Annotated in this window: 20 protein-coding genes, 1 tRNA gene and 1 pseudogene; 15 read left to right on the top strand and 7 right to left on the bottom strand. The window is 49.3% G+C overall.

The annotated features are described in order from the left end of the window. Nucleotides 1–1,045: 1,045 nt before the first annotated feature. Nucleotides 1,046–2,140, bottom strand: a complete 1,095-nt coding sequence (locus HMPREF9999_RS00430; RefSeq protein WP_009436263.1) for an OmpA family protein — start codon at nucleotides 2,138–2,140, stop codon at nucleotides 1,046–1,048. A 468-nt stretch (nucleotides 2,141–2,608) separates the two neighbouring features. Continuing rightward, nucleotides 2,609–3,631, bottom strand: a complete 1,023-nt coding sequence (locus HMPREF9999_RS00425) for an aspartate-semialdehyde dehydrogenase (RefSeq protein WP_009436262.1) — start codon at nucleotides 3,629–3,631, stop codon at nucleotides 2,609–2,611. Between the two features lie 274 nt (nucleotides 3,632–3,905). On the opposite strand from HMPREF9999_RS00425, the gene HMPREF9999_RS00420 reads away from it, so the two are divergent. Then, complete coding sequence (locus HMPREF9999_RS00420; protein ID WP_009436259.1) at nucleotides 3,906–5,927, top strand: cation:proton antiporter; 2,022 nt, start codon at nucleotides 3,906–3,908, stop codon at nucleotides 5,925–5,927. A 201-nt stretch (nucleotides 5,928–6,128) separates the two neighbouring features. Continuing rightward, on the top strand, nucleotides 6,129–6,554 hold the full coding sequence (locus HMPREF9999_RS00415; RefSeq protein WP_009436258.1) for a Fur family transcriptional regulator: 426 nt from the start codon (nucleotides 6,129–6,131) through the stop codon (nucleotides 6,552–6,554). Nucleotides 6,555–6,797: 243 nt separating this feature from the next. On the opposite strand, the gene HMPREF9999_RS00410 is transcribed toward HMPREF9999_RS00415, so the two are convergent. After that, on the bottom strand, nucleotides 6,798–7,289 hold the full coding sequence (locus HMPREF9999_RS00410; RefSeq protein ID WP_009436256.1) for a 3'-5' exonuclease: 492 nt from the start codon (nucleotides 7,287–7,289) through the stop codon (nucleotides 6,798–6,800). 237 nt (nucleotides 7,290–7,526) lie between these two features. On the opposite strand from HMPREF9999_RS00410, the gene HMPREF9999_RS00405 reads away from it, so the two are divergent. The 3 genes from HMPREF9999_RS00405 (at nucleotide 7,527) to HMPREF9999_RS10115 (ending at nucleotide 9,741) form a co-directional block, all read left to right on the top strand. After that, on the top strand, nucleotides 7,527–8,321 hold the full coding sequence (locus tag HMPREF9999_RS00405) for an ABC transporter ATP-binding protein (RefSeq protein ID WP_009436255.1): 795 nt from the start codon (nucleotides 7,527–7,529) through the stop codon (nucleotides 8,319–8,321). Nucleotides 8,322–8,333: 12 nt separating this feature from the next. Further along, nucleotides 8,334–9,173 (top strand): S1 RNA-binding domain-containing protein, encoded by an 840-nt coding sequence (locus HMPREF9999_RS00400; protein WP_009436254.1) that lies wholly within the window; start codon nucleotides 8,334–8,336, stop codon nucleotides 9,171–9,173. 115 nt (nucleotides 9,174–9,288) lie between these two features. After that, entirely contained in the window at nucleotides 9,289–9,741 is a 453-nt protein-coding gene (locus tag HMPREF9999_RS10115) for a hypothetical protein (protein WP_009436253.1), read from the top strand. 499 nt (nucleotides 9,742–10,240) lie between these two features. On the opposite strand, the pseudogene HMPREF9999_RS00390 reads toward HMPREF9999_RS10115, so the two are convergent. From HMPREF9999_RS00390 to HMPREF9999_RS00375, 4 genes and pseudogenes are all read right to left on the bottom strand, one after another. After that, nucleotides 10,241–11,565 (bottom strand): annotated as a pseudogene (locus HMPREF9999_RS00390) (NCS2 family permease). 225 nt (nucleotides 11,566–11,790) lie between these two features. Beyond that, nucleotides 11,791–12,510, bottom strand: coding sequence for a DUF5020 family protein (locus tag HMPREF9999_RS00385; RefSeq protein ID WP_009436249.1), 720 nt, complete (start codon nucleotides 12,508–12,510; stop codon nucleotides 11,791–11,793). A gap of 63 nt (nucleotides 12,511–12,573) precedes the next feature. Next, nucleotides 12,574–13,830, bottom strand: a complete 1,257-nt coding sequence (locus tag HMPREF9999_RS00380; RefSeq protein WP_009436248.1) for a uracil-xanthine permease family protein — start codon at nucleotides 13,828–13,830, stop codon at nucleotides 12,574–12,576. 409 nt (nucleotides 13,831–14,239) lie between these two features. Further along, nucleotides 14,240–15,181, bottom strand: coding sequence for a hypothetical protein (locus HMPREF9999_RS00375; protein ID WP_009436247.1), 942 nt, complete (start codon nucleotides 15,179–15,181; stop codon nucleotides 14,240–14,242). A gap of 749 nt (nucleotides 15,182–15,930) precedes the next feature. Here HMPREF9999_RS00375 and HMPREF9999_RS00370 point away from each other — a divergent pair. From HMPREF9999_RS00370 to rfbB, 10 genes are all read left to right on the top strand, one after another. Further along, the gene (locus tag HMPREF9999_RS00370) at nucleotides 15,931–17,307 is read left to right on the top strand and encodes a sialidase family protein (protein WP_052316440.1); all 1,377 of its coding nucleotides are present in this window, start codon (nucleotides 15,931–15,933) and stop codon (nucleotides 17,305–17,307) included. A 159-nt stretch (nucleotides 17,308–17,466) separates the two neighbouring features. Further along, entirely contained in the window at nucleotides 17,467–18,963 is a 1,497-nt protein-coding gene (cysS, locus tag HMPREF9999_RS00365) for a cysteine--tRNA ligase (protein WP_044062763.1), read from the top strand. A gap of 86 nt (nucleotides 18,964–19,049) precedes the next feature. Then, complete coding sequence (gene ribD, locus HMPREF9999_RS00360) at nucleotides 19,050–20,270, top strand: bifunctional diaminohydroxyphosphoribosylaminopyrimidine deaminase/5-amino-6-(5-phosphoribosylamino)uracil reductase RibD (protein ID WP_009436241.1); 1,221 nt, start codon at nucleotides 19,050–19,052, stop codon at nucleotides 20,268–20,270. Nucleotides 20,271–20,367: 97 nt separating this feature from the next. After that, entirely contained in the window at nucleotides 20,368–21,453 is a 1,086-nt protein-coding gene (locus HMPREF9999_RS00355) for a trypsin-like peptidase domain-containing protein (RefSeq protein ID WP_044062762.1), read from the top strand. Nucleotides 21,454–21,747: 294 nt separating this feature from the next. After that, nucleotides 21,748–21,823, top strand: a tRNA-Lys gene (locus HMPREF9999_RS00350). Between the two features lie 251 nt (nucleotides 21,824–22,074). Beyond that, nucleotides 22,075–22,296: a hypothetical protein gene (locus tag HMPREF9999_RS00340; RefSeq protein ID WP_009436237.1), complete on the top strand. Its 222-nt coding sequence runs from the start codon at nucleotides 22,075–22,077 to the stop codon at nucleotides 22,294–22,296. A 135-nt stretch (nucleotides 22,297–22,431) separates the two neighbouring features. Further along, nucleotides 22,432–23,274, top strand: a complete 843-nt coding sequence (locus HMPREF9999_RS00335; protein WP_009436236.1) for a threonine/serine exporter ThrE family protein — start codon at nucleotides 22,432–22,434, stop codon at nucleotides 23,272–23,274. A 95-nt stretch (nucleotides 23,275–23,369) separates the two neighbouring features. Next, nucleotides 23,370–23,909, top strand: a complete 540-nt coding sequence (locus tag HMPREF9999_RS00330) for a threonine/serine exporter family protein (protein ID WP_009436235.1) — start codon at nucleotides 23,370–23,372, stop codon at nucleotides 23,907–23,909. Between the two features lie 491 nt (nucleotides 23,910–24,400). Then, nucleotides 24,401–25,333, top strand: coding sequence for a dTDP-4-dehydrorhamnose reductase (rfbD, locus tag HMPREF9999_RS00320; protein ID WP_009436233.1), 933 nt, complete (start codon nucleotides 24,401–24,403; stop codon nucleotides 25,331–25,333). Nucleotides 25,334–25,375: 42 nt separating this feature from the next. Continuing rightward, entirely contained in the window at nucleotides 25,376–26,467 is a 1,092-nt protein-coding gene (rfbB, locus tag HMPREF9999_RS00315; RefSeq protein WP_009436232.1) for a dTDP-glucose 4,6-dehydratase, read from the top strand. Nucleotides 26,468–26,573: the final 106 nt, after the last annotated feature.

Genomic DNA, 26,573 nt, shown 5'->3' with positions numbered 1-26,573 from the left:
TTTCAAATTTTCTCGGAGATTTTCCGAAAAAACTCGGAGATTTTTTAGAATATCTCCGACATTTTCTCTACACTCTCCTTTTTTTATATTATTCTTGCCGCTTGTGGCTGGTCTTTAGCTCTGTATTTGCGGATATAATCGTCCCACGCGGTTCCGCTACCATGGTGCTGTTCTCACATCTTTCTGCTCAAAGCAGATGGCACGCGACGAAGCACTGACCGCTGCCTGCAAAAGGCCAAGACACATGTTTGTGCCCTCGCCAGCCAAACACAGGTGCTAACAGGAGCAATGTCGCAGCTCTATCCACCTCTCAAGGGGCTCTTGGGGCAGGAGGTCGAGAGTGTTGAGGGAATCCAGCGAAAGAAAGGGCTAAGTGTGAGAATTGATGATAAATATTCTGGTGGAGACCTGGGAGGTTTTCCCATGAGGGAAAGAGATAACTCCATACACGACGCAGGAGAGGTTGAACAACTTTATGGGAAGATGTGAGGCGTGCTATGGAGAAACGGCGTTATAGGCTATAGCAAGGGGGATGGGATGACCCATGGCGCAGGGAAAGAGGGCCCCCGACCTATCTCAGATCTCGATGCGTGCGAGAATTTCGCGTGGCGCAGCTACGTTGCTGACATCATAGTAGCGTATGGCACAGGCTGTTGGGAGAAAATGGCAAACAGAGGGGGCGACCGATCTCACGCGAACGGATAGTGACGAGGGGGGCTTGCGTGGGGGGTGCATGAGTTAGAGAATGACTGTGGAGGCTAAGCCTATGAGTGAGCTGTGTCTTATGCAGAAATAGTGATTTTATGCTAGTTTTGAGAGCATCTCTTTAGAGAACCAAGGTATAAATTGTAGAGAAGGCGATGAGAAAATTAGTGTCATTAGTAGCATCAATAAGTAGGTGTCAGAAGCTAATCCCGAGTTTCCCAAAGCTGTTCTCTTAAGGTATGCACTCCTTCATGGTGGAGAAAATAAAAAAGTCGCTCTCAATCTTGCGATTGAGAGCGACTCATTATGAGAAACTCTGAAAAATCAGTTTCAGAAAAGATTATTCAGCGATGCAGATAACCACACGGTTTTCTTCGTTGACGCTGAAAGGTTGAACAGTGTCACCCTTAGCATCCTTGATGATGCGGTTTGCAGGGATGTTCTTCTTCACGAGTTCGTTGAACACAGCGTTAGCACGTTGCTTAGAAAGGCGAGTGTTGATGGTCTTGTTACCAGTGTCCTTGTCAGCGTAACCAGTGATAGCTACCTTAGCGCTAGGATTAGCGTTGAGGAAGTCTACAACTTCTTGTACCTTCACCATTTCAGATTGGCGAACCTTAGCTGAGTTGATGAGGAAGAATACGTTGCGAGTGAGAGGTTCTGCCTTAACAGGAGCAGGAGCAGGTGCGGGAGCAGGTGCAGGAGCTGGCACTTCAACAGGTTCTTCAACAGGTTGTACAGGAGCAGGAACTACAGGTACAGGAACTACAGTAGAGAGCTTGCCAAGACGGAAGGTGAAACCACCGAAGAGGTTCATTTGCCAGTCTACGTTTTTACCATCCTTAGAGTTGAACTTGTCGTCAGTCACAGACACGAGACCTTCAACGTTGAAGCTTACGCGCTTGCTAAGACGGAAGTCTACGTTAGCACCGAAGCGACCAGTAGGAAGGTTGAGTGTGTTGCTGTTCCAAACGAGGAGGAGTTCATCGGGAGAAAGACGCTTAGCATCGAGAGCTTCCTTGTTGTCGAAGCCGTGGATGTAACCTACACCAACGAAAGCGTTAAGAGAAACGCAACGGTTGGGGTTGTAACCTGCGAAGAGGTTAGAGAGGTTGAACATACCATCGAGACCAGCAGTCACGTAGTTCCACTTGTAAGTTTGAGGAGTGTGGTCATAGTCCCAACCATTCTTACCTTCCCAGCCACTTGCGTGTGCACGGAGATTGAAGACAGGGGTGAACTGGTAGCCGAAGTGGAAACCAGCAGCGGGAGTGATAACGTCACCCAACTTCTTGTGCGCGCCATGAGAGTAGCCTACACCACCTTGAAGACCAAGGGTCCAGTGAGGATGGAACTTCTCTTTAGGAGCGTCTTGAGCGGCTGCGCTGAGCGAAAAAGCAGCAAGGGCAGCTACGAGGATAGACTTGAATTGCATAATATCTATTTTTGAGTTTGTTGTTCTGATAATGCTAATGGAGAGACACTGAAGACAGGCAACCGCTATGCCCTGCTAAAACTATGAATGTGGCTATGGGAGATGCCTAAAAGGAGATTGACGTGTCGTTGAACAAGGACTTCCAAGTGCATGCAACCGATGGTGACTTGAATTCTTCAGAAGAAAACTATCCTCAGCTGTGTCAGGTCAAATCGGGACTCCATCTTTGACACTACTTGTTGGGCTTGAGAAAACGTTCAATTCAGAGAATATCAAGAGATTTTCACCTGTTATATCCTTGTCTTGTGCTTGCAAAGGTAGTAGTTTTTGCTATATAGCCCAATGTTTTTACAGAAAAAAACGCGTTTGAGGGCAATAATAGGGTGATTTTGTACGTTAAAGCCGAAAAAATCGTAGTAAAGTACCACGATTTTTCCTATTTATTCTTGCATAAAGTGTTGTAAATGGCTATTTACCTGCGAGAGAAGGGTCATTTTTGACCAACCACTCAGCGATTTGCACGGCATTGAGGGCTGCTCCCTTCTTGATTTGATCGCTCACCAACCAAAGTGTCAAGCCATTGGGATGGGCCAAGTCTTTGCGAATGCGGCCTACATAGACCTCGTCGCAGCTTTCCAGAAGCAGGGGCATGGGATATTGTCGCTCTGCAGGATTGTCGAGGAGCACCAGACCTTCGCCATTTGCGATAGCTTCACGAGCAGCTTCCAAAGTGATGGGGCTTTCTGTTTCTAACCAAATGGACTCTGCGTGGTTGCGCATCGTGGGGACGCGTACACAGGTGGCACTTACTTCGATGTCGCTGTGCATGATCTTGCGGGTCTCATTGTACATCTTCATCTCCTCCTTCGTATAGCCGTTGTCGCAGAATTGGTCGATTTGCGGAATCACGTTGTAGGCCAGTTGGTAAGCAAACTTTTCTACATGAGGCTTTTCCCCATTGGCTAGTGCCTTCTGTTGCTCCATGAGTTCATCCATGGCAGCTTGTCCAGCACCAGAAGCCGACTGGTAGCTCGAAACGTGTACGCGACGGATGTGACTCAGGCGTTCAATGGCTTGTAGTGCCACGACCATCATGATGGTGGTGCAGTTAGGATTGGCAATGATGCCGCGAGGACGTTCGAGTGCATCGGTCGCATTGCATTCAGGCACCACGAGCGGCACGTCATTGTCCATGCGGAAAGCACTAGAGTTGTCAATCATTATAGCACCATATTTGGTGATATCGGCAGCAAATTCCTTAGAAGTGCCTGCGCCAGCACTGGTAAATGCGATGTCAATGCCTTTGAAATCATCCGTATCGTGGCGGAGTTCGCGCACCACAATTTCTTTCCCACAAAAATTGTAGGAAGTTCCTGCACTGCGCTTCGAACCGAAGAGGCGAAGTTCGTCGATAGGAAAATTGCGCTCGGCCAATGTGCGCAAAAATTCTTGGCCTACGGCACCACTGGCGCCCACGATGGCTACTTTCATTGTCAGAGATATGGATGAAAAGGAGGGAGGTTGGTCAGAAGACACCTATATATAATATGAGTACCTTCCTATATATATAATGAGTAACCTCATACAATAGATATACCTTCCCCCATGAAGATTCATTATTTATGCTGCAAAAGTATCAATTTATCTTTGAAATACCTGCTTAGTTTGCCATTTTTTTTGTTCCTTTGCTGGAAAATGTATAGTTTGCAACGTATAATCTTGCATTCTTTACAGTGAATATGCCAAATCTCTACACCATCCTTCTATGTTCCTTCCCACAGAACCTCTCGTAACCAACCCTACTTGGATTGTGCTCATCGTCTTGGGCTTGATTCTTTTCACCCCGATGGTGCTGGAACGTCTCAAAATTCCGTCTATCGTTGGCCTTATTGTGGCGGGTATGCTGGTAGGGCCACACGGCGTGTATCTGCTTTCTCGGGATGCCTCTTTTGAAATCTTCGGTAAAGTGGGGATTTACTACATCATGTTTCTGGCTTCACTGGGCATGAACCTTACCGATGTGCAGCGTTATCGTTGGGGGGCTCTAGCTTTTGGAACCATATCTTTTGCCCTCCCCATGGGCTTAGGTTTCTTGGTCAATCGCTGGGGACTAGGCCTATCTCTTCCAGCTGCCATATTGGTAGCTGCGATGTATTCGGGGCATACCTTACTCACCTATCCCTTAGTGATGAGGTGGGGCTTGGCGCGTCATCGCTCAGTGGGAATGGCTGTGGGAGGAACCATCCTTACTAACGTGCTTACCTTGGTGGTGCTAGCTGTGGCTGTGGGAATGTATAAGCCCGATGGAGGAGAGTTTAATATCTGGTATCTTCTTGGGCGTGTGGTCTTGGTCACTGTAGGGTTGTTCTTAGCCATGCCGTGGGTAGCACGCTGGTTTTTCCGCCGTTTCGATGAAGGGGTGGTGCAATATGTCTTTGTGCTGGTCTTGGTCTTCTTAGGAGCAGGTCTTATGGAATGGGCGGGCATGGAAGGAATTCTTGGAGCCTTTCTCGTAGGACTTGTGTTAAACAGGGAGATTCCTGCGGTAGGCCCTTTGATGCAGCGAATAGTATTTGTTGGAAATGCACTCTTTATCCCCTACTTCCTGATAGGTGTGGGCATGATTATCAATCTCCACACCCTCCTTTCTGGATGGAACATTGCAGCAATGGCTTTAGCCATGATTCTCATCGGAACTGCTGGTAAACTGCTCGCAGCGCAACTCGTGGGGCGTGCCTTGCAATTTTCAGCCATAGAACGAAGTATGGTAGGAGGCTTGAGTACTGCGCGTGCAGCTTCGGCGCTAGCCATTGCTATGGTGGGGTATGAAATCATATTGCCCGATGGATCACACCTCCTCAACGAAGATGTGGTGGGAGCTGCCATGATGCTCATTCTTGGGTCGTGCATTATCGCTTCCGCCCTCACCGAGCGTGCTGCACGTCGCCTGATGCTTTCGGGAGCTACGCTGTCCGCTTCAGCAGAGCGAGAAGAGAAAGATTCCCTCGTCGTGGCTTTGGCTAATCCGCGTATGGTGATTCCGATGACCAATATGGCATTGATGTTACGTAGTGCCTCGGCTACTTCTCAACTTACAGCTGTGAGTGTAGTGCTTTCCGACGATACAGAAGAGCGAGCTACAGCACAACAAGGCTTAGACTACGCTGCAAAGATGGCAGCTACGGTGGGGGTGCGCATGCAAACTCATTGCCGCCGGTCAGTAAATGCCGTGACGGGCATCGTACACACGGCTGGAGAGCACGAGGCTACGGACATTCTCATAGGGCTTCACCAAAAGAAATCTATTTCTGCCACCTTCTTCGGCAAGTTTGCTACTGACCTTTTCGATGCCGCCTCTCAGCAAATCATGGTCTATCGTCCGTTGGTGCCCATCCACTCTCTGCGACGTATGCACATCGTAGTGCCTCGTCGTGGTGAATACGACCCTGGTTTTCGTCATTGGGCAGCCCGATTAGCCACACTGTCCGTGCAGTTGTCTTGTCGCATCTCGGCTTATGGTGCACCCGAAACTATGCAGGCTTTGCGACAGATTTGGGAGTCGTCGAAACAAAAGCCAGAGGTGGAATATCACGACTTTACTTCGTGGGACGACCTCCTCCCCTTGGCTTCTCGATTGCGCTCCGATCATCTTGCTGTGTTTATCTCAGCACGCCGAGGCATGCCCTCTCATCATCGCTATCTCGACCAACTTCCCATGCAGCTGGAACGCTATTTCTCTATGCGCAGCTGGATGATTGTACTTCCACGAATTGATGTTCGCCAGTAGGGCATTGACAACAGGACTTACCCAAAGATAATAAGGAATCAAAAAGACTGAGTCTTGCGGTTTTGTGACGCCAACTGAGTGGTCATCACATAGGTAATATCTTTTGAAGGCCTCTGGCTGCCATTCAAAAAAATCGTTTGCGATGCTTGCTCCGCCCAAAAGGAATTAGTAATTTTGCCTAAGACATAACATACCCTCCCCATGCAAGAAAAAGAGGTCTACGACTATCTCACGGCACACGGCGTGAAAGCCTCCGTGCAACGCGTGGCTGTGATGCAATATCTACTGCAACAAATGGGACATCCCACCGTAGACGAGATTTATCAAGCCTTGGTGGATCACATCCCTACGCTTTCTAAAACTACTGTTTACAACACCCTCCGCCTGCTCATGGAGCATGGGGTGGTGCGCATGCTCACCATTGATGGCAAAAATGCTAATTTCGATGGGGTCACTGAGCCGCATGCTCACTTCCTTTGCCATCAGTGTGGACGTATCTTCAATATTGAGTCTCCCTCTGAACTTTTGGCTGCTCCTCCCACCGCACCACAGGGGTTCGCTATCGAAACTGCTGATTTGTACTATCGGGGAGTTTGTCCCGACTGCTTGGCAAAACAAGATACTTAAAAGCATGGATATAGAGAGCAGTAGAGGAATCTTTCAACAAGATGTGTCTGTGCTACAGCTGACAATGCGAGCGCGCGAACTCATATTGTTCTGAGATAGAATCCAATAATAGTTTTTTCTCCTTAATCCTTGTGACAAGGAAGCGACAAAAGATGGAACCATTTGGCTCCATCTTTTGTCGTATTGAGGATTTCTTATCGGATTCCATCCTCGATGTTGGTGATATACTTTAGATATAGTCCGTTATCCTAATTGCAGAGCTATCCAAGCGCAAGCCTCGGCATCGGCCAAAGCGTGGTGATGTTGCGTCAAATCATAGCCACACTCCGCAGCAACTGTGTGGAGCTGGTGGTTTTCTAGCTTGGGAAGAGCTTTGCGCGCCATTTTCAAGGTATCGAAGAAGGGATAATCTGGATAATCCATCTGATATACCCGAAAAACGGCTTTCAAACAACTCTCGTCAAAGGCACTATTGTGCGCTACCAAGGGGAGATCGCCTATGAGTGGCGCAATATCTTCCCATACTCTGCTGAACACTGCTGCGTTTTCTGTGTCTTTAGCCGACAACCCATGTACGCGTGTATTATGAAAGTTGTAATAATTCGGTTCGGGCTGAATCAAAGCATATTGCTTTTGGACAATTTCTCCCTCGCGCACCACCACGATACCCACAGAGCAAACACTGCTTCGCTCACTATTTGCTGTTTCAAAGTCGATGGCCACAAAATCTTGCATAGGATGATCTCTGGATTAGGATGGATATGTTTATGTCACTGCTAACTTAAATGTTACCGCAAAGGTAGAAAGTTCAGAGGTAATTACATTAAGCATGCCCCATATTTCTGAGTCTAGCCCTCGAAAAACTCTAGCATGCTCAAGAAAAATGAACTAAAATGCGACCACCTCCCGAGAAATGAGTAAATTCGCAGTAATATCAATAGACTAAAAAGGTTTTGAAAGCTGACACTGCACATGATTTCTCTTAGAAATATCCATAAATCCTTTGGCACTCTCGAAGTGCTCAAAGGTATAGATCTCGACATACAACAAGGCGAGATGGTGAGTATCGTTGGTCCTTCGGGAGCGGGTAAGACTACGCTCCTACAAATCATGGGCACGCTCGATCGTCCCAATGAAGGCACACTGACTATTGCCAACACCGATGTGACTCGTCTGTCGTCATCTGCCTTGTCACATTTCCGAAATGCCCACATAGGTTTTATATTTCAGTTTCATCAGCTCCTCCCAGAGTTTACCGCGCTTGAAAATGTCATGATGCCTGCCCTCATAGCAGGGACTTCTAAGCGTGATGCTCGCCAACGTGCCGCCGAACTCTTGGCTTATATGGGATTGGAAGATCGAGCAGAGCATAAACCTGCGGCACTCTCTGGAGGTGAAAAACAGCGTGTAGCTGCAGCGCGTGCCTTGATGAATGAGCCTGACATCATTTTTGCCGACGAGCCCACGGGATCACTCGACTCCAAAAATCGTGCAGAATTGCAGGAACTCTTCTTCCAACTACGGCGTGACCTCGGACAGACCTTTGTCATTGTCACTCACGATGAGGCTTTTGCACAGCAGTGCGACCGCTGCATTCACATGGTCGATGGCAGAATCTCTGATGATGCCACCACAGAAGTGCAGCAGACTGGTGCAGCATCCTTAGAGGCGGACGAAGATAACCATGCTACAACAGATGCGGAAGCAACCGCTGTGCTGCATCTTACTGTCCCTATGTCAGACTATCCCCAAAACCTTGCTGAATAATCCCATCTTTTTATGATCAATATCGGACAATTTAACCCCCTTACCATCACCCGATTCACCGACCATGGTGCTTATGTGGATGGTGGTGAAGTAGGTGAGATCCTAGTCCCCAAAGCTTATGTGACGAAGTCCATGCGACCGGGCGACACGCTCGAACTTTTTGTCTATCTCGACCAGTCGGAGCGGCTCGTTGCCACCACAGAGCAGCCACTAGCTATGGTGGGAGATTTTGCCTACTTGGAAGTTGCGTGGGTGAATGAGCATGGTGCGTTCCTGAATTGGGGAGTGATGAAAGACCTCTTTGTGCCATTCCGTCAGCAAAAGCGCACCATGGAGGTGGGAGAAAGCTACATTGTCTTTGTTGACATCGACGAAGAGACTGGTCGCCTCATGGCTACGGCCAAAATTGACAAGCATCTTCGTCCTGCTCGCGAACATTATTATCACCGTGGTGAGGAAGTAGACCTTCTCGTTTGGCAGCGCACGGAATTAGGTCTTAAGGTCATCGTAGACAATTGCCATGCGGGGCTTGTCTACAACGACCAACTCTTCGCCCCAGAGCCTAAGACGGGCGATCGCCTGCGTGGAACTGTGGTAAATGTCCGTCCCGATGGTCGCATTGATGTGTCGTTGCAGCGCTTGGGCAAGAGTCGTTTTCGTGACTTTGCTGAAGTGCTCTACGAAGAACTCCAAGCTGCCCCAGAGGGTTTCCTGCCTTTCACTGACGAATCTTCGTCCGACGACATCTCCGCTCGTTTTGGGGTGTCCAAAAAGACCTTCAAGCGCGCAGTGGGTACACTCTATCGCGAAAAGAAAATCGTACTCGAAGAGGGCGGTATTCGTAAGAGTTAAAAGGCTTATCCTATAAGATAGGCTCTTATTTGCAGAGAGAAATGAACGAAAAAGGCCAAGTGTAGTGAGAAATCGCTATGTTTGTGTCTGTAATTTTGTAAACTTAGTCTTTATTATGTCTGAACTCGACAAAGAGATTGCGCAGGAGACTGCAAATTCTTCTACAGCTTCTGTGCAGAATAGCGATGCTCATTCTCAATCATCGCAGCCTAATGGCGGACAGCCTTATTTTGGGACTCCCCAACAACCGCAGTTTGCCGCTCAAACTCCTTATGGTGCGCCTGCCCCTCCACCTTATGGTGTTCCCTATCCTCAACCACGCCGAAGCAATGGCATAGGTACGGCTGGATTTGTGGTTACTCTGGTCAATATGGTCTTGGGCTTCATTCCTTTCGTCAATTTCCTGTGTATTATCCTTTGGCCTTTAGGTTTGATCCTCTCTATTATAGGGATGTTGAAAAGCCCACGAGGTCTGGCGATTGCAGGCTTTGTGCTTTCTTTGTTAGGAGTGATACTGCTGCTTATCTTTTTGATGATCGGAGCTGGTGCTGCTTTGTTGGGAGCTTAGGCCCTTCATCACGAATCGTTTTTTCTTGTATGCTCGTTTCTCATGGCTATCTTAGTCTAAGAAACGAGCATTGTTGTGCTAAGCTATTGCCAGTAAAGGGAGAAACACCCAAATCTATCATTGCCTTTTTGGGCATATTTACTTCTCACTAAGGGATGTTCATAAGGTGAGTCATGGGCGTGCAGGAAAAAATGATTGAAAAAAGTTTTAGCGGGAGAAGGAATCGTGCTCCAATAGTTTGACAAGGTATGCAGAAAGATGCTTTATGCTTCGTCTAAGTGTAGGCATATTCTATTCCGCAAGGGTAACAAAAAGCTGGGATTGTCCATCAAGGGCAATCCCAGCTTAGTATAGATGAGGAAATAGTCGTGAGAGCATCTCCACTCTTGCTTGAGAAAAGGAGCTTTATTCTCTAAATTCTTCTATTTAGTCTTCTACTTGTGTTTTTCGACTAAACCGAGCTATCGAAGGTCACAGTGGAGATGTTGAAGCACTGTGCTTAGATACCAGCCGATACGTTGAGCGCTTGAAGCACATAGCGTGCGATAAGCAAACCAGATACGATGTAGAGGGTGATAGACACTTGGTTGAAACGACCTGTAAACACCTTAACGAGGGTGTAGCTGATGAGGCCGAGTGCCATACCTTCTGCGATGTTGTAGGTGAGCACCATGGTAAGCACCGTGATGAAGCTAGGAAGAGCCTCGGAGATATCCATAAGATCCACGTCCTTAATCGAGCTCAACATCAACACACCTACCAATACGAGTGCGCCAGTAGTGGCAGCAGAGGGGATGAGCAAGAAGAGCGGAGAGAGGAAGAGTGCGAGGAAGAAGAAGAAAGCAGTGGAGAGAGCAGTCATACCTGTGCGACCGCCTTCAGCGATACCCGCAGAACTTTCTACGAAAGTCGTTACGGTAGAAGTGCCGCACATAGCACCTACGCTAGTAGCTACGGCATCTGCCATCATTGCGCCCTTGATGTTCTTCACGTTGCCAGCTTCGTCCATCATTTCAGTGTTAGCTGCAGCACCGATGAGTGTGCCGATGGTGTTGAAGATGTCGATGAATACGAGCACGAGGATGGTAAGAATCATGTCACCACTTAGCACTTTAGAGAAGTCCATTTGCAAGAACGTGGGAGCGATGGACTGAGGCATAGACACGGGAGTGAAACTTTCGCCAAGACTTGTCACGCCCAAGGGAATGCCAATCAGCGTGAGATGATGATGCTATAGAAAAGTGCACCACGCACACGGAGTTTCATGAGCACAGCACTGAGGATGATGCCCAAACAAGCCACAGAAGAAGTAGCATTGAAGTGACCGAGTGACACGAAAGTGGCTTCGTTAGCCACGATAACGCCAGAGTTCTTCAAACCTACGAAGGCAATGAAGAAGCCAATACCAGCGGAGATGGCGAAACGCAGACTCTTGGGGATGCAATTCACAATACGCTCGCGCACATTAAAAGCGGTGAGGACAATAAATATGATACCTTCAATGAAAACAGCGGCAAGTGATTGTTGCCATGTGTAGCCCATGGTGAGGCAAAGAGTGAATGCGAAGAAGGCATTGATACCCATGCCAGGAGCTTGTGCGAAGGGCAACTTTGCCATAAAGGCGATGAGCAGTGTGCCGATGGCAGAAGCCAGTGCAGTTGCGGTGAATACTGCGCCCTTGTCCATGCCAGTAGCAGAGAGAATGTCGGGGTTAACGGCAAGAATGTAGCCCATGGTGAGGAAGGTGGTGAGACCTGCCATCAACTCCGTGCGGAGATTGTACTTGGTGGGATCGAAGCCCACGAGACGATAAAGGAATTGCATACGAGATGTATGGTTGATGAGTGAATGAATAATCAAAAGTGCCATTGGCTAGCAAGGTAGTGCTTGAAAAGGGATGAACCCTATCCGAATCAATCTAGCCAATGAGAAGGAGAGAAAATCAGCAGCATTCCTGATTGACTCATGGGAGCAGAGCAGGAATGCTGATGATGAAGAGTATAAAAAATAAGGAAGTGAGAAAGGGAAGCTAGACTTATCTTTCAGAGATTAGAAAGTCCACTTCACAGCAAGCGTGGGGTTCACCGTGAGTTTGTCGCTAATAGCGAAATTGTGACTGATTTCCCACTCAGTACCTACGCTGAGGTTGAAGTTGGGGTCTACACCTTTCACCTTGTTAAGGTTGAGCCAAAGCTGAGGTTCGGTGATGAACACGAGGTTGTTCTTGCCATCTACGAAGCTGCGATCGCTCCAGAGGTCAGCAAAACCGCTAGTGGTTAGGAGGCCGCCTGCAAAGTTGTAGTACCAAGTTCCAGTGAGCTGCCAAGAAGCAGGGTTGGTCTTCTTGTCTAAGTACTTGAACATAGGAGTAACAGTGAAGCCACCTTGATAGTCCTTGCGGTTCCAAGCATAGGTGATACCAGCTAGGTATGCATTGTTGAACGTGAACTTATTGCTCAAGCCACCATTGTACTCTACGTGAGCGAGGAAGGGAGAGTTGCCGAGCTTGAATTCGCGAGAGATTTCCCAGTAGGCCAAAGTAACGCCCTCAGTGCGATAGTTCATATCCACAAAGAAGAAAGTGTTACCCCATTTGTCAGGGCGGAACATCTCAACAGTCGTGGTCAGATTAGGACGTTCTGCACCAGGAACGTTTTGCTCATCATACATGCGACGGCCAAAGTCGTAGTGGAGTTGGACGTTTTGAGCCTGAGCAGCGATACCTGCAGTGAGGAGGAAAGCCGCGAGAAGGAAAAATTTACGGATCATATCAATAATAGGTATAAAATTATCGTGGATATTTATCAGGGAAGGCTGGTGGTGTCGGAGTGTTTAGTCCACCTTGTTGTGTTCAGGTTCGGGAGTCTCTATACGGTCTTCTTCGCGTTCGGGGAGAACGAGGTTGAGAATCACCGCAATGACAGCTGAGAGACCGATACCCGCGAGAGAAAAACTACCCCAAGAGAGGGCTGCACCTCCAATGCCAGTGGTGAGAGTGACAGAGATAATTACCACGTTGCGTGAAGAAGCTAGGTTCACTTTGCTGTGGAGCATGCTAGAGATACCCGCACCAGCGATGGTGCCAAAGAGCAAGAGCATGATACCACCGAGGATGGCTTGGTCGATGCTGCGAAGCAAGGCACTCACCTTACCGATGAGCGAGAACACGATACCCGTGACAGCAGCAATGCGGAACACCACAGGAGCGGTAATCTTGGTGAGTGACATAGCACCAGTCACTTCTGAATAAGTGGTCACAGGAGGGCCACCCACGAGAGCGGCAAACACACAGGCCAAACCATCGCCGAGCATGGTGCGATGAAGGCCAGGGTCTTTCACGAAGTTCTTACCCACCACATTGTTTACCACGTAAACGTCGCCGATATGTTCAATCACAGGCGCGATGGCTACGGGAATCATGAAGAGAATAGGCTCCCAAGAGAAGCTTTCAGGCCAGTGGATTTGAGGCAAAGCAAACCAAGCTGCATCAGCAATGGGCTTGAAGTCCACACCATCGCTGAGGCCTACGCCAGCGAGCAGGAGGTCTGCCACATAGCCCACGAGGATGCCGAGGAAAATGGGAATGAGTTTCACCATGCCTTTCGCATAGAGTGTCACCACGATAGCCGTGGCCAAGGCGATAAGTGCCAAAAGCCAGTTGGTCTTCGCCATGTTCACCGCTGCAGGAGCGAGAGAAAGGCCGATGAGCATGATGATAGGGCCGATGACTACTGGAGGAAAAAGGCGAGAAATAAACTTAGTGCCGAAGGCACGAATGAGTGCCGACATGGCAAAATAGACGAATCCCACGCCAAGAAGTCCGAAGAGTGCGCCTTGCAATCCGTAGATCTTCGTAGCACTTACGATGGGCGCAATAAAGGCAAAGCTACTACCGAGAAAAATAGGAACTTTGCCTTTAGTGACGAGGTGGAAAATGAGCGTACCAACGCCTGCCGAGAATAGAGCCGTCGAAGGATCAAGACCCACGAGCAGAGGCACGAGTACGGTGGCACCGAAAGCGACAAAGAGGAATTGCATACCTGCAATCACTTTGCGCGTAGGGGTGAGAAGTGGAGTTGTGTTGGACATGTAACGTGTCTTTGTTAATGACGAATAAATCGTTATTGGTTTTCGGCTGCAAAAATACACCTTTTTGTCTGTCCATAAAAGATGAAACAAGCCACTCCCAGTGAAAATCTTCGTAGATAGGCTTGTTTTACTAGAATTATTCACATTTGAAAAGAAGGTAGTCCTTAATTTGATAACTTGAGATGCCGATTCTCTCGGATTTGTGCCAATGAAGACCAAAAAAGACTCCCAGGAATCAAGATATATCTAAATGGAGAAGAAGAAACGTCAAAAGGGCTTCCTGGCGGTCAATTGCGAAAATGAAAAGAGAAAGCTTAGGGATAAGGCGTAGAAAAGTGCAACACGCGCGCCAAAACGAGCCGTGTTGCACTTGATGAAAAGAGGAATATTAGTATCAAAAAATAGGAGGTCAGTTGCGTTTTCTCCACCAGTTGATGACCAGAGCCGCAGAAAGGGCCACAAACGACAACAAGATGAGCGACATCTCTACGATGTGATGAAGCGGATCCACCCAAATTTCGTTGAAAACATTCATTCGTCCCAGAATTTCTACGGGCGTCCAGATCACAATCACCGTGGCAATGGCGAAACGAAGCGCACGACCCCATTCGCGAATCCGCACCAAACGGCGCAACATATAGACACCGCCCACAGCGCAACCGAGACCGATGGCTAAACTCACGGGATGATGGTCGCCCAAAAAGACAGGATCGTAGCAAAACATGAGCAGGAGATAGCAACTCCACATGATGAGATTGAATTCCATGAACGTCACGATGGAGACATGGCGAGTCATCGGGCGGAACACCATCTTGTTTTTGTTCCGACTAAAGAGATGTTTTTGAATCCAATTGAGGAAATCGCAGCCACTTCGGATGCTAAACACATAAATCAACATGAACATCGCCCAAAAACCGAAGCTACTGGGCATAATCAAGTATTCTGGGCGAGTGAGCACCAAATCTTTCACCCAAGGTTCACGGAGGTCATGCACCAGTTTTCCATTGATGTGCATCACCGTCGAAGACACACCTTCGACATAGGTGGTAGTGGTGCTCACCACTCCGTGCGCCAGTTCTGGGTGTGCTCCAAATCGTTGGGCATAATACAAGAGGAGAAACTCCACCCAGCCAGTCCAGAAGAGCAATGCTCCGATGAGTCCGAAAATCGTTTGGCGAGTGTCGCCTTCTGCAAAGACACCGCGCACAGCCATTAGCAGACCCACAAAACCCATGGCAAAGGCTGCGAAATGGAGTGGGGTAGGGGGCAAGTAGTGCTCCATGAGAATCATCATGCCGTGGCCGAGCGGCATGAGAAAAAGTACGAGAAAGAAGGAAAGAATACCTTTCATCTGAGGTTAGATTATACGTTAATATAAATAAGGTGTTCCGCAGAGTTAATTTTTCTCTCCCTCCTTTTCTGCAGGCTTAAGGAAGGAAGAGAAGTCAGGCATAACATTTTATGCCTGAGGCAGTCTGGTATTAGAAAACTGCTGCCACAAAAATACAACAAAATCTTTAGATTGTGGAGCTATAACGTCTAGAATCGTTATCTTTTTCCAAGAAGTTGGCAGAACTTTCCAAAGAGGTCGGGAGCTTTTGCGTTGCTTATGTTGAGATGTCCAGTGAGTCGGCTAGCTTTCTTTGAAACGATGATTTTATAGATGTGGATTATTCCCTCTTTTCTCCTCCGAAATGTGAAATGATAGGGGGATATTTGCCTGCTTCGTCAAAAAATAGTATTTTTGCTGTGAATGTTAAGCGTTGGTATGCGGGGAGTCGGCATCGGGCAACGCCCGTCTGAGGCCTGAAAGAATGGCCAATCCGTCGGCTGCTTCCTAAGGATACAAGCTTTTTTACTGCAGTTGGCAACAAAAAAGTCCGAGAGTTGCACTAAAAAACTCCGAGTTTTTTTGGAAAATCTCCGACATTTTCTGAAAAATCTCCGAGAGTTTTTTGAAAAAGTCCGACTTTTTTTGTTCACTCCTCCCAGATTCGCCCAAAAAGCTCTGAAGAGGTGGGATTCGACCTCAAAAAGACCACTCCACTTCTTCTGCTGTCCGACGTTCTATTTCGCAACATCATTTCATACATCTCCTATATGAAGTCACTCTCTCTGACCACACTCTGTCTGCTGGCTACGTTGTCCGCTGGCGCGCAAACCTTGGCTCCCTTCGACAAAAGCCACGTTGCCGCCTTCGGCTTGAACAATCCTGCCGACACCTCCTTACGTTATGCGCCAGAAGTGGCAAACGCCTACACGGCCTTCGAACAACCGCTCTTCCCAACTTTGGCAGACATGGTGCCTTATCGCATTCCTGCCATCGCGGTTACGCCAAAAGGCACGCTCATCGCCGTGAGTGACTATCGTCCCTGCGGAGGTGACATCGGTTTTGGTCGGGTAGACTTGCGCTATCGTCTGTCGAACGACAACGGACATACGTGGTCGCCACAGTATGTCTTGGCACAAGGCGATGGAGTCACTGGTAGTCGCAAGTGCGGCTATGGCGATGCTGCCATCGTAGCCGACCGCAAGAGCAACGAAGTTGTGGTGGTTTGTGTCACGGGCAACACCGTGTACGGCCATGGCACTACGACTCGCCAGAATCCCAACCGCGTGGCAGTGCTCCACAGCACCGATGGCGGGCGCACTTGGTCGCACCCTGCCGAAATCACAGAGGCTGTTTATGGGTTGTTCGACCAAAGTCAGCTCGGCCCTGTGGCTTCTCTCTTCTTCGGAAGTGGCCGCATCTGTCAGAGCAGTCGCATCAAGGTGGGCAAATACTATCGCCTCTATGCCGCACTCTGCGCACGTCCTGGTGGCAACCGTGTGGTTTATTCAGATGACTTCGGACGCACATGGCACGCGCTCGGAAGCATTCACACCTCGCCTGCGCCAAAAGGTGACGAACCTAAGGTGGAAGAACTCCCCAATGGCGATGTGGTGCTCTCTAGCCGCGCTTATGGTGGCCGATTCTTCAATGTGTTTCACTACATGTCGCACAAGAACGCCACAGGCACTTGGGAAAATGTTGCTGTGCATTCGGCCGAAGTGGCAGGAGGCGTGAAGGCTCGGGAAAATAGCACCAATGGTGAAATCCTTATCGTCCCAGCGGTGGAGCGCGCCACGGGCAAGAAAGTGCCCCTCGCTCTGCAGTCTGTGCCCCTCGGTCCTGGACGCGCCAACGTAGGTGTCTATTACAAAGCGCTCTCATCGGAGAGTGAATACAACACTGCCAAGGGTTTTGCTCAAAACTGGAGCGGACCTTTCCAAGTGTCCACCCATCTCAGTGCCTACAGCACCATGGTGCAGCAGCAAGATGGCCGCATAGCCTTTTTCTATGAGGAAGAAACTTATGGCAGAGGCTTGAGCTACACCAATATGTACCGACCTCTCACCTTGGAACAAATCACGGGCGGCAAGTTTGCTCCCATTTCCACTAAAAAAGCGAATAAGAAAAGGCTGGTAAATCGCTAATTCCTGACACCGGTTTTCCACTTCTTCCCTTAAATACTTGGCACTGCAAGCAGGCTACTTGTAGTCTTTTGTCTGGTCGTGCCACAACACTCTGAACACTGAGCAAAGGTGCAATCTGATTGTACCTTTGCTTTGACCCATAAGATAAGCATCAAGTTCATGGCTCTCCAAATCTACAACACCCTCTCTCGCACTAAAGAAGTCTTCAAACCCATTCACGAAGGCCGAGTAGGCATGTATGTGTGTGGTCCCACCGTCTATGGCGATGCCCACCTCGGACACGCGCGCCCTGCCATTACCTTCGACCTCCTCTTCCGTTACCTCAAACACATGGGATATGCCGTGCGCTATGTCCGTAACATCACCGATGTGGGGCATTTAGAGCACGATGCCGACGAGGGTGAAGACAAGATTGCCAAGAAAGCTCGATTAGATCAGCTCGAACCCATGGAGGTAGCCCAGTATTACACCAATCGTTTTAATGCTGCCATGGCACAACTCAATGTGCTTCCTCCCTCTATCGAGCCTCATGCCACGGGACACATCATCGAGCAAATCGAACTGGTGAAGCAGATCCTTGCCGCTGGCTATGCCTACGAAAGCAATGGTTCGGTCTATTTCGACGTGGTGAAGTACAACGAAGACTATAAATATGGCATTCTCTCCGGCCGTAATCTCGAGGAAGTGCGTGATGCTAGTCGCGAACTCGATGGTGTGGGCGAAAAACGCCACCAAGTGGATTTTGCACTTTGGAAGAAAGCCAGCCCAGCTCATATCATGCGTTGGCCCTCTCCATGGGGCGATGGATTTCCTGGCTGGCACTGCGAGTGCACAGCCATGGGGCGCAAATATCTTGGCGAAGAATTTGACATTCACGGTGGAGGTATGGACTTGATGTTCCCACACCATGAGTGTGAAATCGCACAATCTCAAGCCTCGCAAGGACATGCCATGGTGCACTATTGGATGCACAACAACATGATCACCATTGCCGGCAAGAAAATGGGTAAGAGCTACAACAATTTCATCACGCTCGATGAGTTTTTCACGGGCAGTCATGAGCTTCTCTCCCAGCCTTTCTCGCCGATGACCATCCGTTTCTTCATCCTGCAGGCACACTATCGCTCTACACTCGACTTTAGCAACGATGCTCTCCTAGCTTCGCAAAAGGGACTCGAGCGTTTGATGGATGCTCTCCGTGCTTTCGATCGTATCACTCCCGTGGCGGAAGGCGAAACGCCTAAGGGCGAGGTGGTGACTGCGGAGTGGGTGGCAGATTTGCGCCAGCGTTGCTATGATGCCATGGACGATGACCTCAATAGCCCCATCGTGATTTCCTATCTCTTTGAGGCTTGCCGCACCATCAACTCATTGGCGGATGGAAAAATGGCGATTGCTGCCGAAACCCTTGCGGCACTCCGTGAGGTGTTCCACACATTCTGCTTCGACATCCTTGGACTCACTGCAGAAGAAGGCGGAAATGCAGCCCGCGAAGCCGCATTCTCTTCCGCCATCGACCTACTTCTTGAAGTGCGCGCTAAGGCAAAGGCCAACAAAGATTGGGCTACAAGCGACCAGATTCGCGACCAACTCGCAGCCCTCGGCTTTGCTGTGAAGGACACCAAGGACGGTGCCACCTGGAAACTCGAACGATAAGCTATATTTTAGCTCTGGAGCACTCCGATTCTTTGGAGTGCTCTGAATTTTCCAGCCCTCTGAGTTTGAATAAATCCCAGAACCTCATGTCAGATTTACCACATACCTCCGCTGATTACGGAGATTCTTGTGCGGGTGTCGGTGAAACCTGTGCGGCACTTGAACTTTCCAGCTCTGTAAATGGAGTTTCTAGCTCTGCAAACGGAGCTTCAAGCCCAGCCAAGGGAACTTCTTGCTCTGCAAACGGAACTTTTAGCTCTGCAAACGGAGTTTCTCGCGCCACGCAGGCAGAAGATGAACGCTGGATGCGACGTTGTCTCCAACTAGCCCGACAAGGTGAACTCACCACTGCGCCCAATCCTATGGTAGGAGCCGTGATTGTCCACGGCACAGGTGAAGAAGCTCGCATCCTAGGCGAAGGATACCACGTGCGACCTGGCGAAGGTCATGCCGAAGTCCACGCCTTTCGCTCCGTTCGTCCCGAAGATCGTCCACTCCTCTCCGAGAGTACCATCTACGTCACTCTAGAACCTTGCGCACACTATGGTCGCACGCCGCCATGTTCTGCCTTGATCATTAAAAACGGGGTGAAACGTTGTGTCATCGGTTCGGAAGATCCCTTCCGCAAAGTCAGTGGACGTGGCATCACCATGCTACAAGAAGCGGGAGTTGACGTAACGGTGGGCGTGCTTCGCGAAGAGTGCATCTATCTTAATCGCAAATTCTTCTGCCAAAACGTGCTGCGCCGCCCCTTCATCACCCTCAAATGGGCTGCCACCTCCGATGGTTTCATCGACCGCTCGCGGAGTCTGGACGAAAATGGCGAAGTGTCCGCAGCACCGCTCCGACTTTCTTCCCCATCGTCCCTACTGCGCGTGCATCACTTCCGAGCCACGCACCAAGCTATCCTAGTGGGGCGCAAGACTTTCCAACTCGATGCCCCACAACTCAATGTGCGTTGCTGGCCAGGCGCATCGCCGCTCTGCTGTGTCCTAGGTGGTGTGGACGAACGTGCGCTTTCTGCCGGATTTCAAGCCTATGCCGACATCGACTCCTTGCTTGAAGGCTTGCGCCGCGATGGAGTGCAGTCGCTCTTTGTCGAAGGGGGACAAGCCACGCTCCAAAGTTTCATAGAGCGCGACCTCTGGGATGAGGCCTGGGAAGAGGTTTGTCCGCAGCGCATCGGCGAGGGGGTGCCAGCACCTTCCATGCCCCGTGCTTTCACTCCCCAAGTGGAAGAACATTTCGGTCGCACCTATCGCCACTGGATTAGCCCCGTTTTGGCAAAAAACTATGTTGATTTCTAATCTCGCACCCAGCATTTGGCGTTGTCGATCATCAGTTTCATAGCGCACTTCAGACATCCCCTCACTATCTTTCATCTCTTTTCTAGAAACAGCAAATATGTCACATCTCACTTTTCCTCTTTCGCGCCTCGTCATTCCCTTCTTTGCGTGTCTGTTAGGCATTTTTGCACTCTCTTCCTGCGGCAACATGAGCGAGAAAGAGCTACAAACTACCTGCGCTTCGGGCGTGGTGATGGTGCAAAACCGAGCTTACTACGAAATTCGTATCCCAGGCATGGAGTCACTCTACTTCACCTCCTTCGATGAGGCCGATGATCTAGACAATCTCACCGACGATTTGAGCGAAATCAAGCCAACGGAAGGCTACGGCACTGGCTTTTTCGTGAGCCGAGATGGGAAAATCGTGACCAACAATCACGTGGTGAATGGAGAAAACAAGAAAGAAGCCGTGAGTGAAGCCTTACGTCAGCGCATTTCTGCCATATTGTTGAGCTATGTTGAAAGCTATCAAGAGGTCAGTCAGTCTGAAGAAGAGGCTGAAAACGCCATTGAGTATTTCTATGGCGACGACACAGAACTGATGGAACTTCGAGAACGCTTGGACTATCTTCGCAAAGAAAAGGCAAACCTAGAGAAGAATGTGAGCCGACTGCTCGACATCAATCTCAAGAGTCTCCGCTTGGTCTATCACAACGAAGTAGGTGTGGTGTTGAATCATGCCATGCCCACAGGCAAAAACTCCTTCATGCCTTGCACTGTCCTCCGCACGGATGCTGAGCATGACCTAGCAGTGATTCAGCTCAAAAGCCAGATCACCCCACAAGGTAGCTATATATTCACCATTCCCTCCAAAGATCCCCTCACGCACTATACCTTTGGAGAGAAAATAGCTCAGAAGTTTGGCAATGACAAAAACGAGCAGATCTTCATGCTCAGCTACAACCTCGGGCCACAACTCGCAGTGACGAAAGAAGGCATCCAAGCGCAGTTCAACAAAGGCTATGTGAGTCAATCGTCTTCTGAGAAGTTGCTCTACAGCATTCCCACGTTGCCAGGTTCAAGTGGCTCTCCTGTGTTCAATGCTAAGGGAGAGCTCGTGGCCATCAACTTTGCGGGCGTGAGTGGCACCCAGAGTTTCAACTATGGTGTCCCAGTTCGCTACCTCCGCCAACTGATGTGGTAGATAGAGAAATAGATGAAAAGCGGAAATCTTCCCATAGCCTCTAATGCTTAGTGAAGAGACAAGTGATCTATCCTTTTGTCGTCTTGTCTCGTTGGTCTTGTATTTTAGATCCCAACTACCAGATATTTAGATGCTAACCGCGAGACATTTCCGCCTTTAATTGCATATTTCCGACAAAAACTTTGGTCAAATCAGAAAAAGTGCCTATCTTTGCACTCGCAAACAGCAAGGAAGTGTTGAGAAACCTCGAAAGAGGCCGAAACAACCTAAAGATTTTCGAGCAAAGTTTGCCGGGATCCGCTAGCTCAGTTGGTAGAGCAATACACTTTTAATGTATGGGTCTTGGGTTCGAGTCCCAAGCGGATCACCACTCAATGCTAAGCATTCAAAATGAATGGAGAAGTTCCTCAGAACTTCTCCATTTTTTGTTGCCCAATATTCCCAATGCCCTCTTGCTCTATCTTCACAAAATCACAACCATCTCCCCCATAATTCGTGAAAAATACGTACCTTTGCACCATAATTCGGTCATTTCTCTTAAAAAGTATGGCTTGATGAACGACGAATAAATGCGCCTTTCTGCGCATTTTCCCCTTATATATCCTTTATAAATTCTATTTTATGCCTATCCTCGAAGGACTAAAAATCAACAATCACGAGGCAGCTCCCTACGTCATCTTGGGCGTCATCCTCTTCACTCTCCTGCTTTATTGTATGCCCATGGTCTATCGCTTCTTCAAGAGTCAGAAGAATCACACCACCATGAAGCCTGGCAAGCCCAAAGAGTCAAACATGGTGGACCACGACCGCGCATTTTTAGAGGATAATACTCCTAAGGCCTAAGTGCCAACCTACTTAAGTAGCACTGCTTTTCTCGCACCTCGCCATGCCACAACCTAAACTATCATGGCACAACGCACCACGACATCGGGAGATGACGGGGCGAGGTTCTGTTTTGCAAATCCAATTTCATCATCAATGAATTCGAATGTTCCTGTAGACACTACCGTGATCACAGACCACGAAGTGCACAATCAGCTCAAAAACATCGCCAAATTCTTCTGCGACTACGCAAGTACGCTCCTTTCTAGCGGAGCCACCACCATGCGCATCCAGCGCAAAGTCAAGCAAATGGCCGAAGCATGGGACGTAGAAGCCATCTTCACCATCATGCCTGCCAATGTCCTCTTCACCCTATGGGACAAAGAGGGCGAACACTCCTACACCTGCATCTCCCCCTTGGCGCATGCCGGCATCAACTTCGACACCATCACCCGATTGAGCCGACTTTCCGACCAAGTCTTCACCGAAGAAGTGACACTCTCTGAGGCCAACGAGAAGTTGCAAGAGATAAAAAAGATTCCCCGTCTCAATGGCTGGATCGTACTCCTCCTTGCTGCCGCTGCCAATGCCGCTTTCTGCCGTTTGTTTAAGGGAGACTGGCCCGCTATTGGCATTGTGTTTTTCGCAACTCTCTGTGGATTCTTCGTCAAACAGCGACTCCAGGCCTGGAAAATCGACTATCGCGCCGTCACCGTCGTAGCAGGTGTCGTAGCCGCCGTAGTTTCCTGCGTGGGACTGGTGGATTTCTCCCATTATGGCTTAGAAAACTTCACACTCACCGACACTCCTGTGACTGCGCTCGGCACTAGTGTACTCTTCCTTGTGCCAGGTGTGCCCTTCTGCAACTTTGTCAATGACCTCATCTATGGACATTACCTCTCAGCATGGAGCCGTTTTGTGCACGCCATGATGATCACCGTGAGCCTCTCCTTGGGATTGGTTATCGCCCTTCTCCTTTTTGACATCCGCATGATTTGATGAAGAGCTTAGACGTCCGCCACAAGTAGAAAAACCTACTTCTACTTCTGCCATCTAAAGCCCAGTCATTCTTCCACGAATATCCCATACTTCCCATGGTAAACTTTTTAGATCTCACCTACGATATCGTCAATGACGGTGTTTTTGCCGCCATTGCTTGCATCGGATTTGCAAGCATCAGCAATCCCACTCGTTCCACCTTCTGGGGTTGTGCCCTTCTTGCCGCACTCGGCCACATCACTCGTTTCCTCCTCATGGACTTTGCCGATTGGCACATCGCCATGGCTGCCGGCGTAGCTGGACTTGTCATCGGCTGCGTGTCCATTCCCCTTTCCACCAAAATCAAGTCGCCTGCCGAAACCTTGTCTTTCCCAGCTCTCCTCCCCATGGTGCCTGGTAAGTTCGCCTATGGCAGCATCCAGTCGCTCGTAGAACTGTTGGCACACAAGGCCGATGACGACTTGTTCAATCACTATTTCGCCCTCTTCAACTTCAACTGGATCACTTGTACCCTCACCATCATGGCCATGGTCGTAGGTGTGACCATCCCTCTCTTTGCCTTCCGCAATCACGGTAGAGTGCTGCTTCGCCAAATGCGCAACCAGCTTCTCCTCCGTCGTTCAGCAGCAAAGTAGTTGTAGGTTGTACAAACTTCCTCTTCTAGTTGGGCTAATCTTTCCTCTTGTCGGCTAGATTGCTACTTTGAAGCTAGCTGATAGTAGTATTTTCGTCCTTGACACATCCCCAGCGCACCACGGTTTTACATGGCCGTAGTGCGCTGTTTTTCTTTGCCCTTTGAGGCCAAATCCCTTTCTTTTCCGAGGGAAGCGATCAAAATCTCCGAGAGTTCTCAGAAAATCTCCGACTTTTTCCAAAAGTTCTCCGAGATTTTTCTAAAAAACTCCGAGACTTTTTTGAAACTCTCCGAGTTTTTTAGGACAACTCTCCGACTTATCGAAAAAAACAGCCTATTTCATCAATGTGAAACTCTATGGACTGACTTGTCTGTTTCCATGGAAATCGCTAACTTTGCCCTATCTGCTACGAAAGACTTAGGCAAGAGTGGACAGCAACTGCAAAAGCAACCACTCGTCTAGCCCAAGGTCTTCTCCCAAACATTCCACGCATGAACATTCTCGTCACTGGTGCAGCTGGACAACTCGGTCATGAGTTGCAAGTTCTGGCTCCCCACTATCCACAACATCGTTTCTTCTTCACCGATGTGCAAGGAGCTGCGGAAATCACTTCCACCACTCTCGACACGCACCCCGAAGTCTCCACAGAAGCTCTCCCCATCTATCGCCTAGACATCACAGATGCTGAGGCGTTTGCTCAAGCCATGGAAGCTGTGCAAGGAGAAATCATCATCAACTGTGCAGCCTTCACCAACGTCGATGCGGCAGAGACCAACGAAGCTCTAGCCGATGCGCTCAACCATCAGGCAGTGGCGCACATGGCTCAGACAGCGGCCAAAAGAAATGCGTGGTTGGTGCACATCTCCACAGACTATGTGTTTGGAGCTGAGCCTTACAACACGCCTTGCTCCGAGAGTCAGAAGGGAACGCCCACTGGCATCTATGGCCGTACGAAGCTTTTGGGCGAAGACTCCATCATTGCCTCTGGATGCCAGCATATCATTGTGCGCACCGCTTGGTTGTACAGCACGCCTGGCAAGAATTTTCCCAAGACAATCTTCAGTCTGCTCGACAGTCGTCCCGAAATAAAGGTGGTGTTTGACCAAGTGGGCACACCCACCTCTGCACGCGATTTGGCGGCGGCTTTGATGCACATCATCGACCATGAGGGGTTGAAATCTGAGCATAAGGGAGTGTATCACTATTCCAACGAAGGTGCCTGCTCGTGGTATGATTTTGCCATGGCCCTCCTTCGCATGTGTCCTGAAAGCACGTGCAAGGTGTTGCCCTGCCATTCCGATGAATTCCCTTCGCCTGTCAAGCGTCCTGCCTATAGTGTGCTCGATAAGTCTAAGATCAAAGCCACTTTTGGACTAGAGATTCCGCACTGGCTCGATAGCCTCCACGAAGTATTTGGAGCATAGGGCTACGTCTTTCTACAAACCTATTAAAGCATACAATCTACAATGCCCAATATCCTCATCACCGGTGGTGCTGGTTTTATCGGTAACCACGTCGTTCGTCTCTTTGTCAACAAATATCCCGAGGCAAAAATCGTCTGTCTCGATCTCTTAACCTACGCTGGCAACCTCGCCAATCTCAAGGATGTGGAGCAAGCTCCCAACTATGTGTTTGAGAAAGCCGATATTTGCGATTTCCCCACCGTGCGTGCGCTCTTGGAACGTCACCAAATCACTGGTATTATCCACCTTGCTGCAGAGAGTCACGTGGACAGATCTATCAAAGATCCCCTCTGCTTTGCACGCACCAATGTGATGGGTACGCTCTCTCTCTTGCAGGCTGCGCGCGACTATTGGGAAAGTCTGCCCGAACGCTACGAGGGCAAACGCTTCTATCACATCTCTACCGACGAGGTGTATGGCGCACTCGACATCACTAAGCCCGAAGGAGAAGCACCTTATGGCGATGATTTCTTCGTGGAAACTACGCCCTACAATCCGCACTCTCCCTATTCGGCATCGAAGGCTTCGAGTGATCACTTCGTGCGCGCCTTTCACGACACCTACGGCATGCCCACGTTGGTGACCAACTGTTCAAATAATTATGGCCCTAATCAGTTTCCCGAGAAGCTGATTCCTTTGATGATCAATAATATTCGCCATCGTCGTCCCCTTCCTGTCTATGGCAAGGGAGAGAACGTCCGCGACTGGCTCTATGTCATTGACCATGCGCGCGCCATCGACTTGATTTTCCACAAAGGTGCTGTCAATGAAACGTACAACATCGGTGGCTTCAATGAGTGGAAAAACATCGACATCGTGCGCCTCGTGGTGCGTACGGTGGATCGTCTGCTCGGACGTGCTGAAGGCGAAGACCTGGATCTCATCACCTATGTCACCGACCGCGCTGGCCACGATTTGAGATATGCCATCGACTCTACGAAGTTGAAGGAAGAACTCGGCTGGGAACCCTCGCTCCAATTTGAAGAAGGCATCGAAAAGACCGTGCGTTGGTATCTCGATAACGAGGAGTGGATGGACAACATCACTTCGGGCGAGTATGAAAAATACTACGAACAGATGTACACTCAGCGATAGTCTTGGTTGTTTAGCCATCGTCCTTGTGGCGCATGGCTATTGGGCCGACAAAAATAGCCAAAACGCCCCTTGCTCATGCACAGAGCAAGGGGCGTTTTGTGTGAAG

This window comes from Alloprevotella sp. oral taxon 473 str. F0040, assembly GCF_000318095.2.
Classification (GTDB): domain Bacteria; phylum Bacteroidota; class Bacteroidia; order Bacteroidales; family Bacteroidaceae; genus Alloprevotella.
Note: the sequence above shows the minus strand (reverse complement) of the source record. Positions and strands in the feature narration are given on the sequence as shown.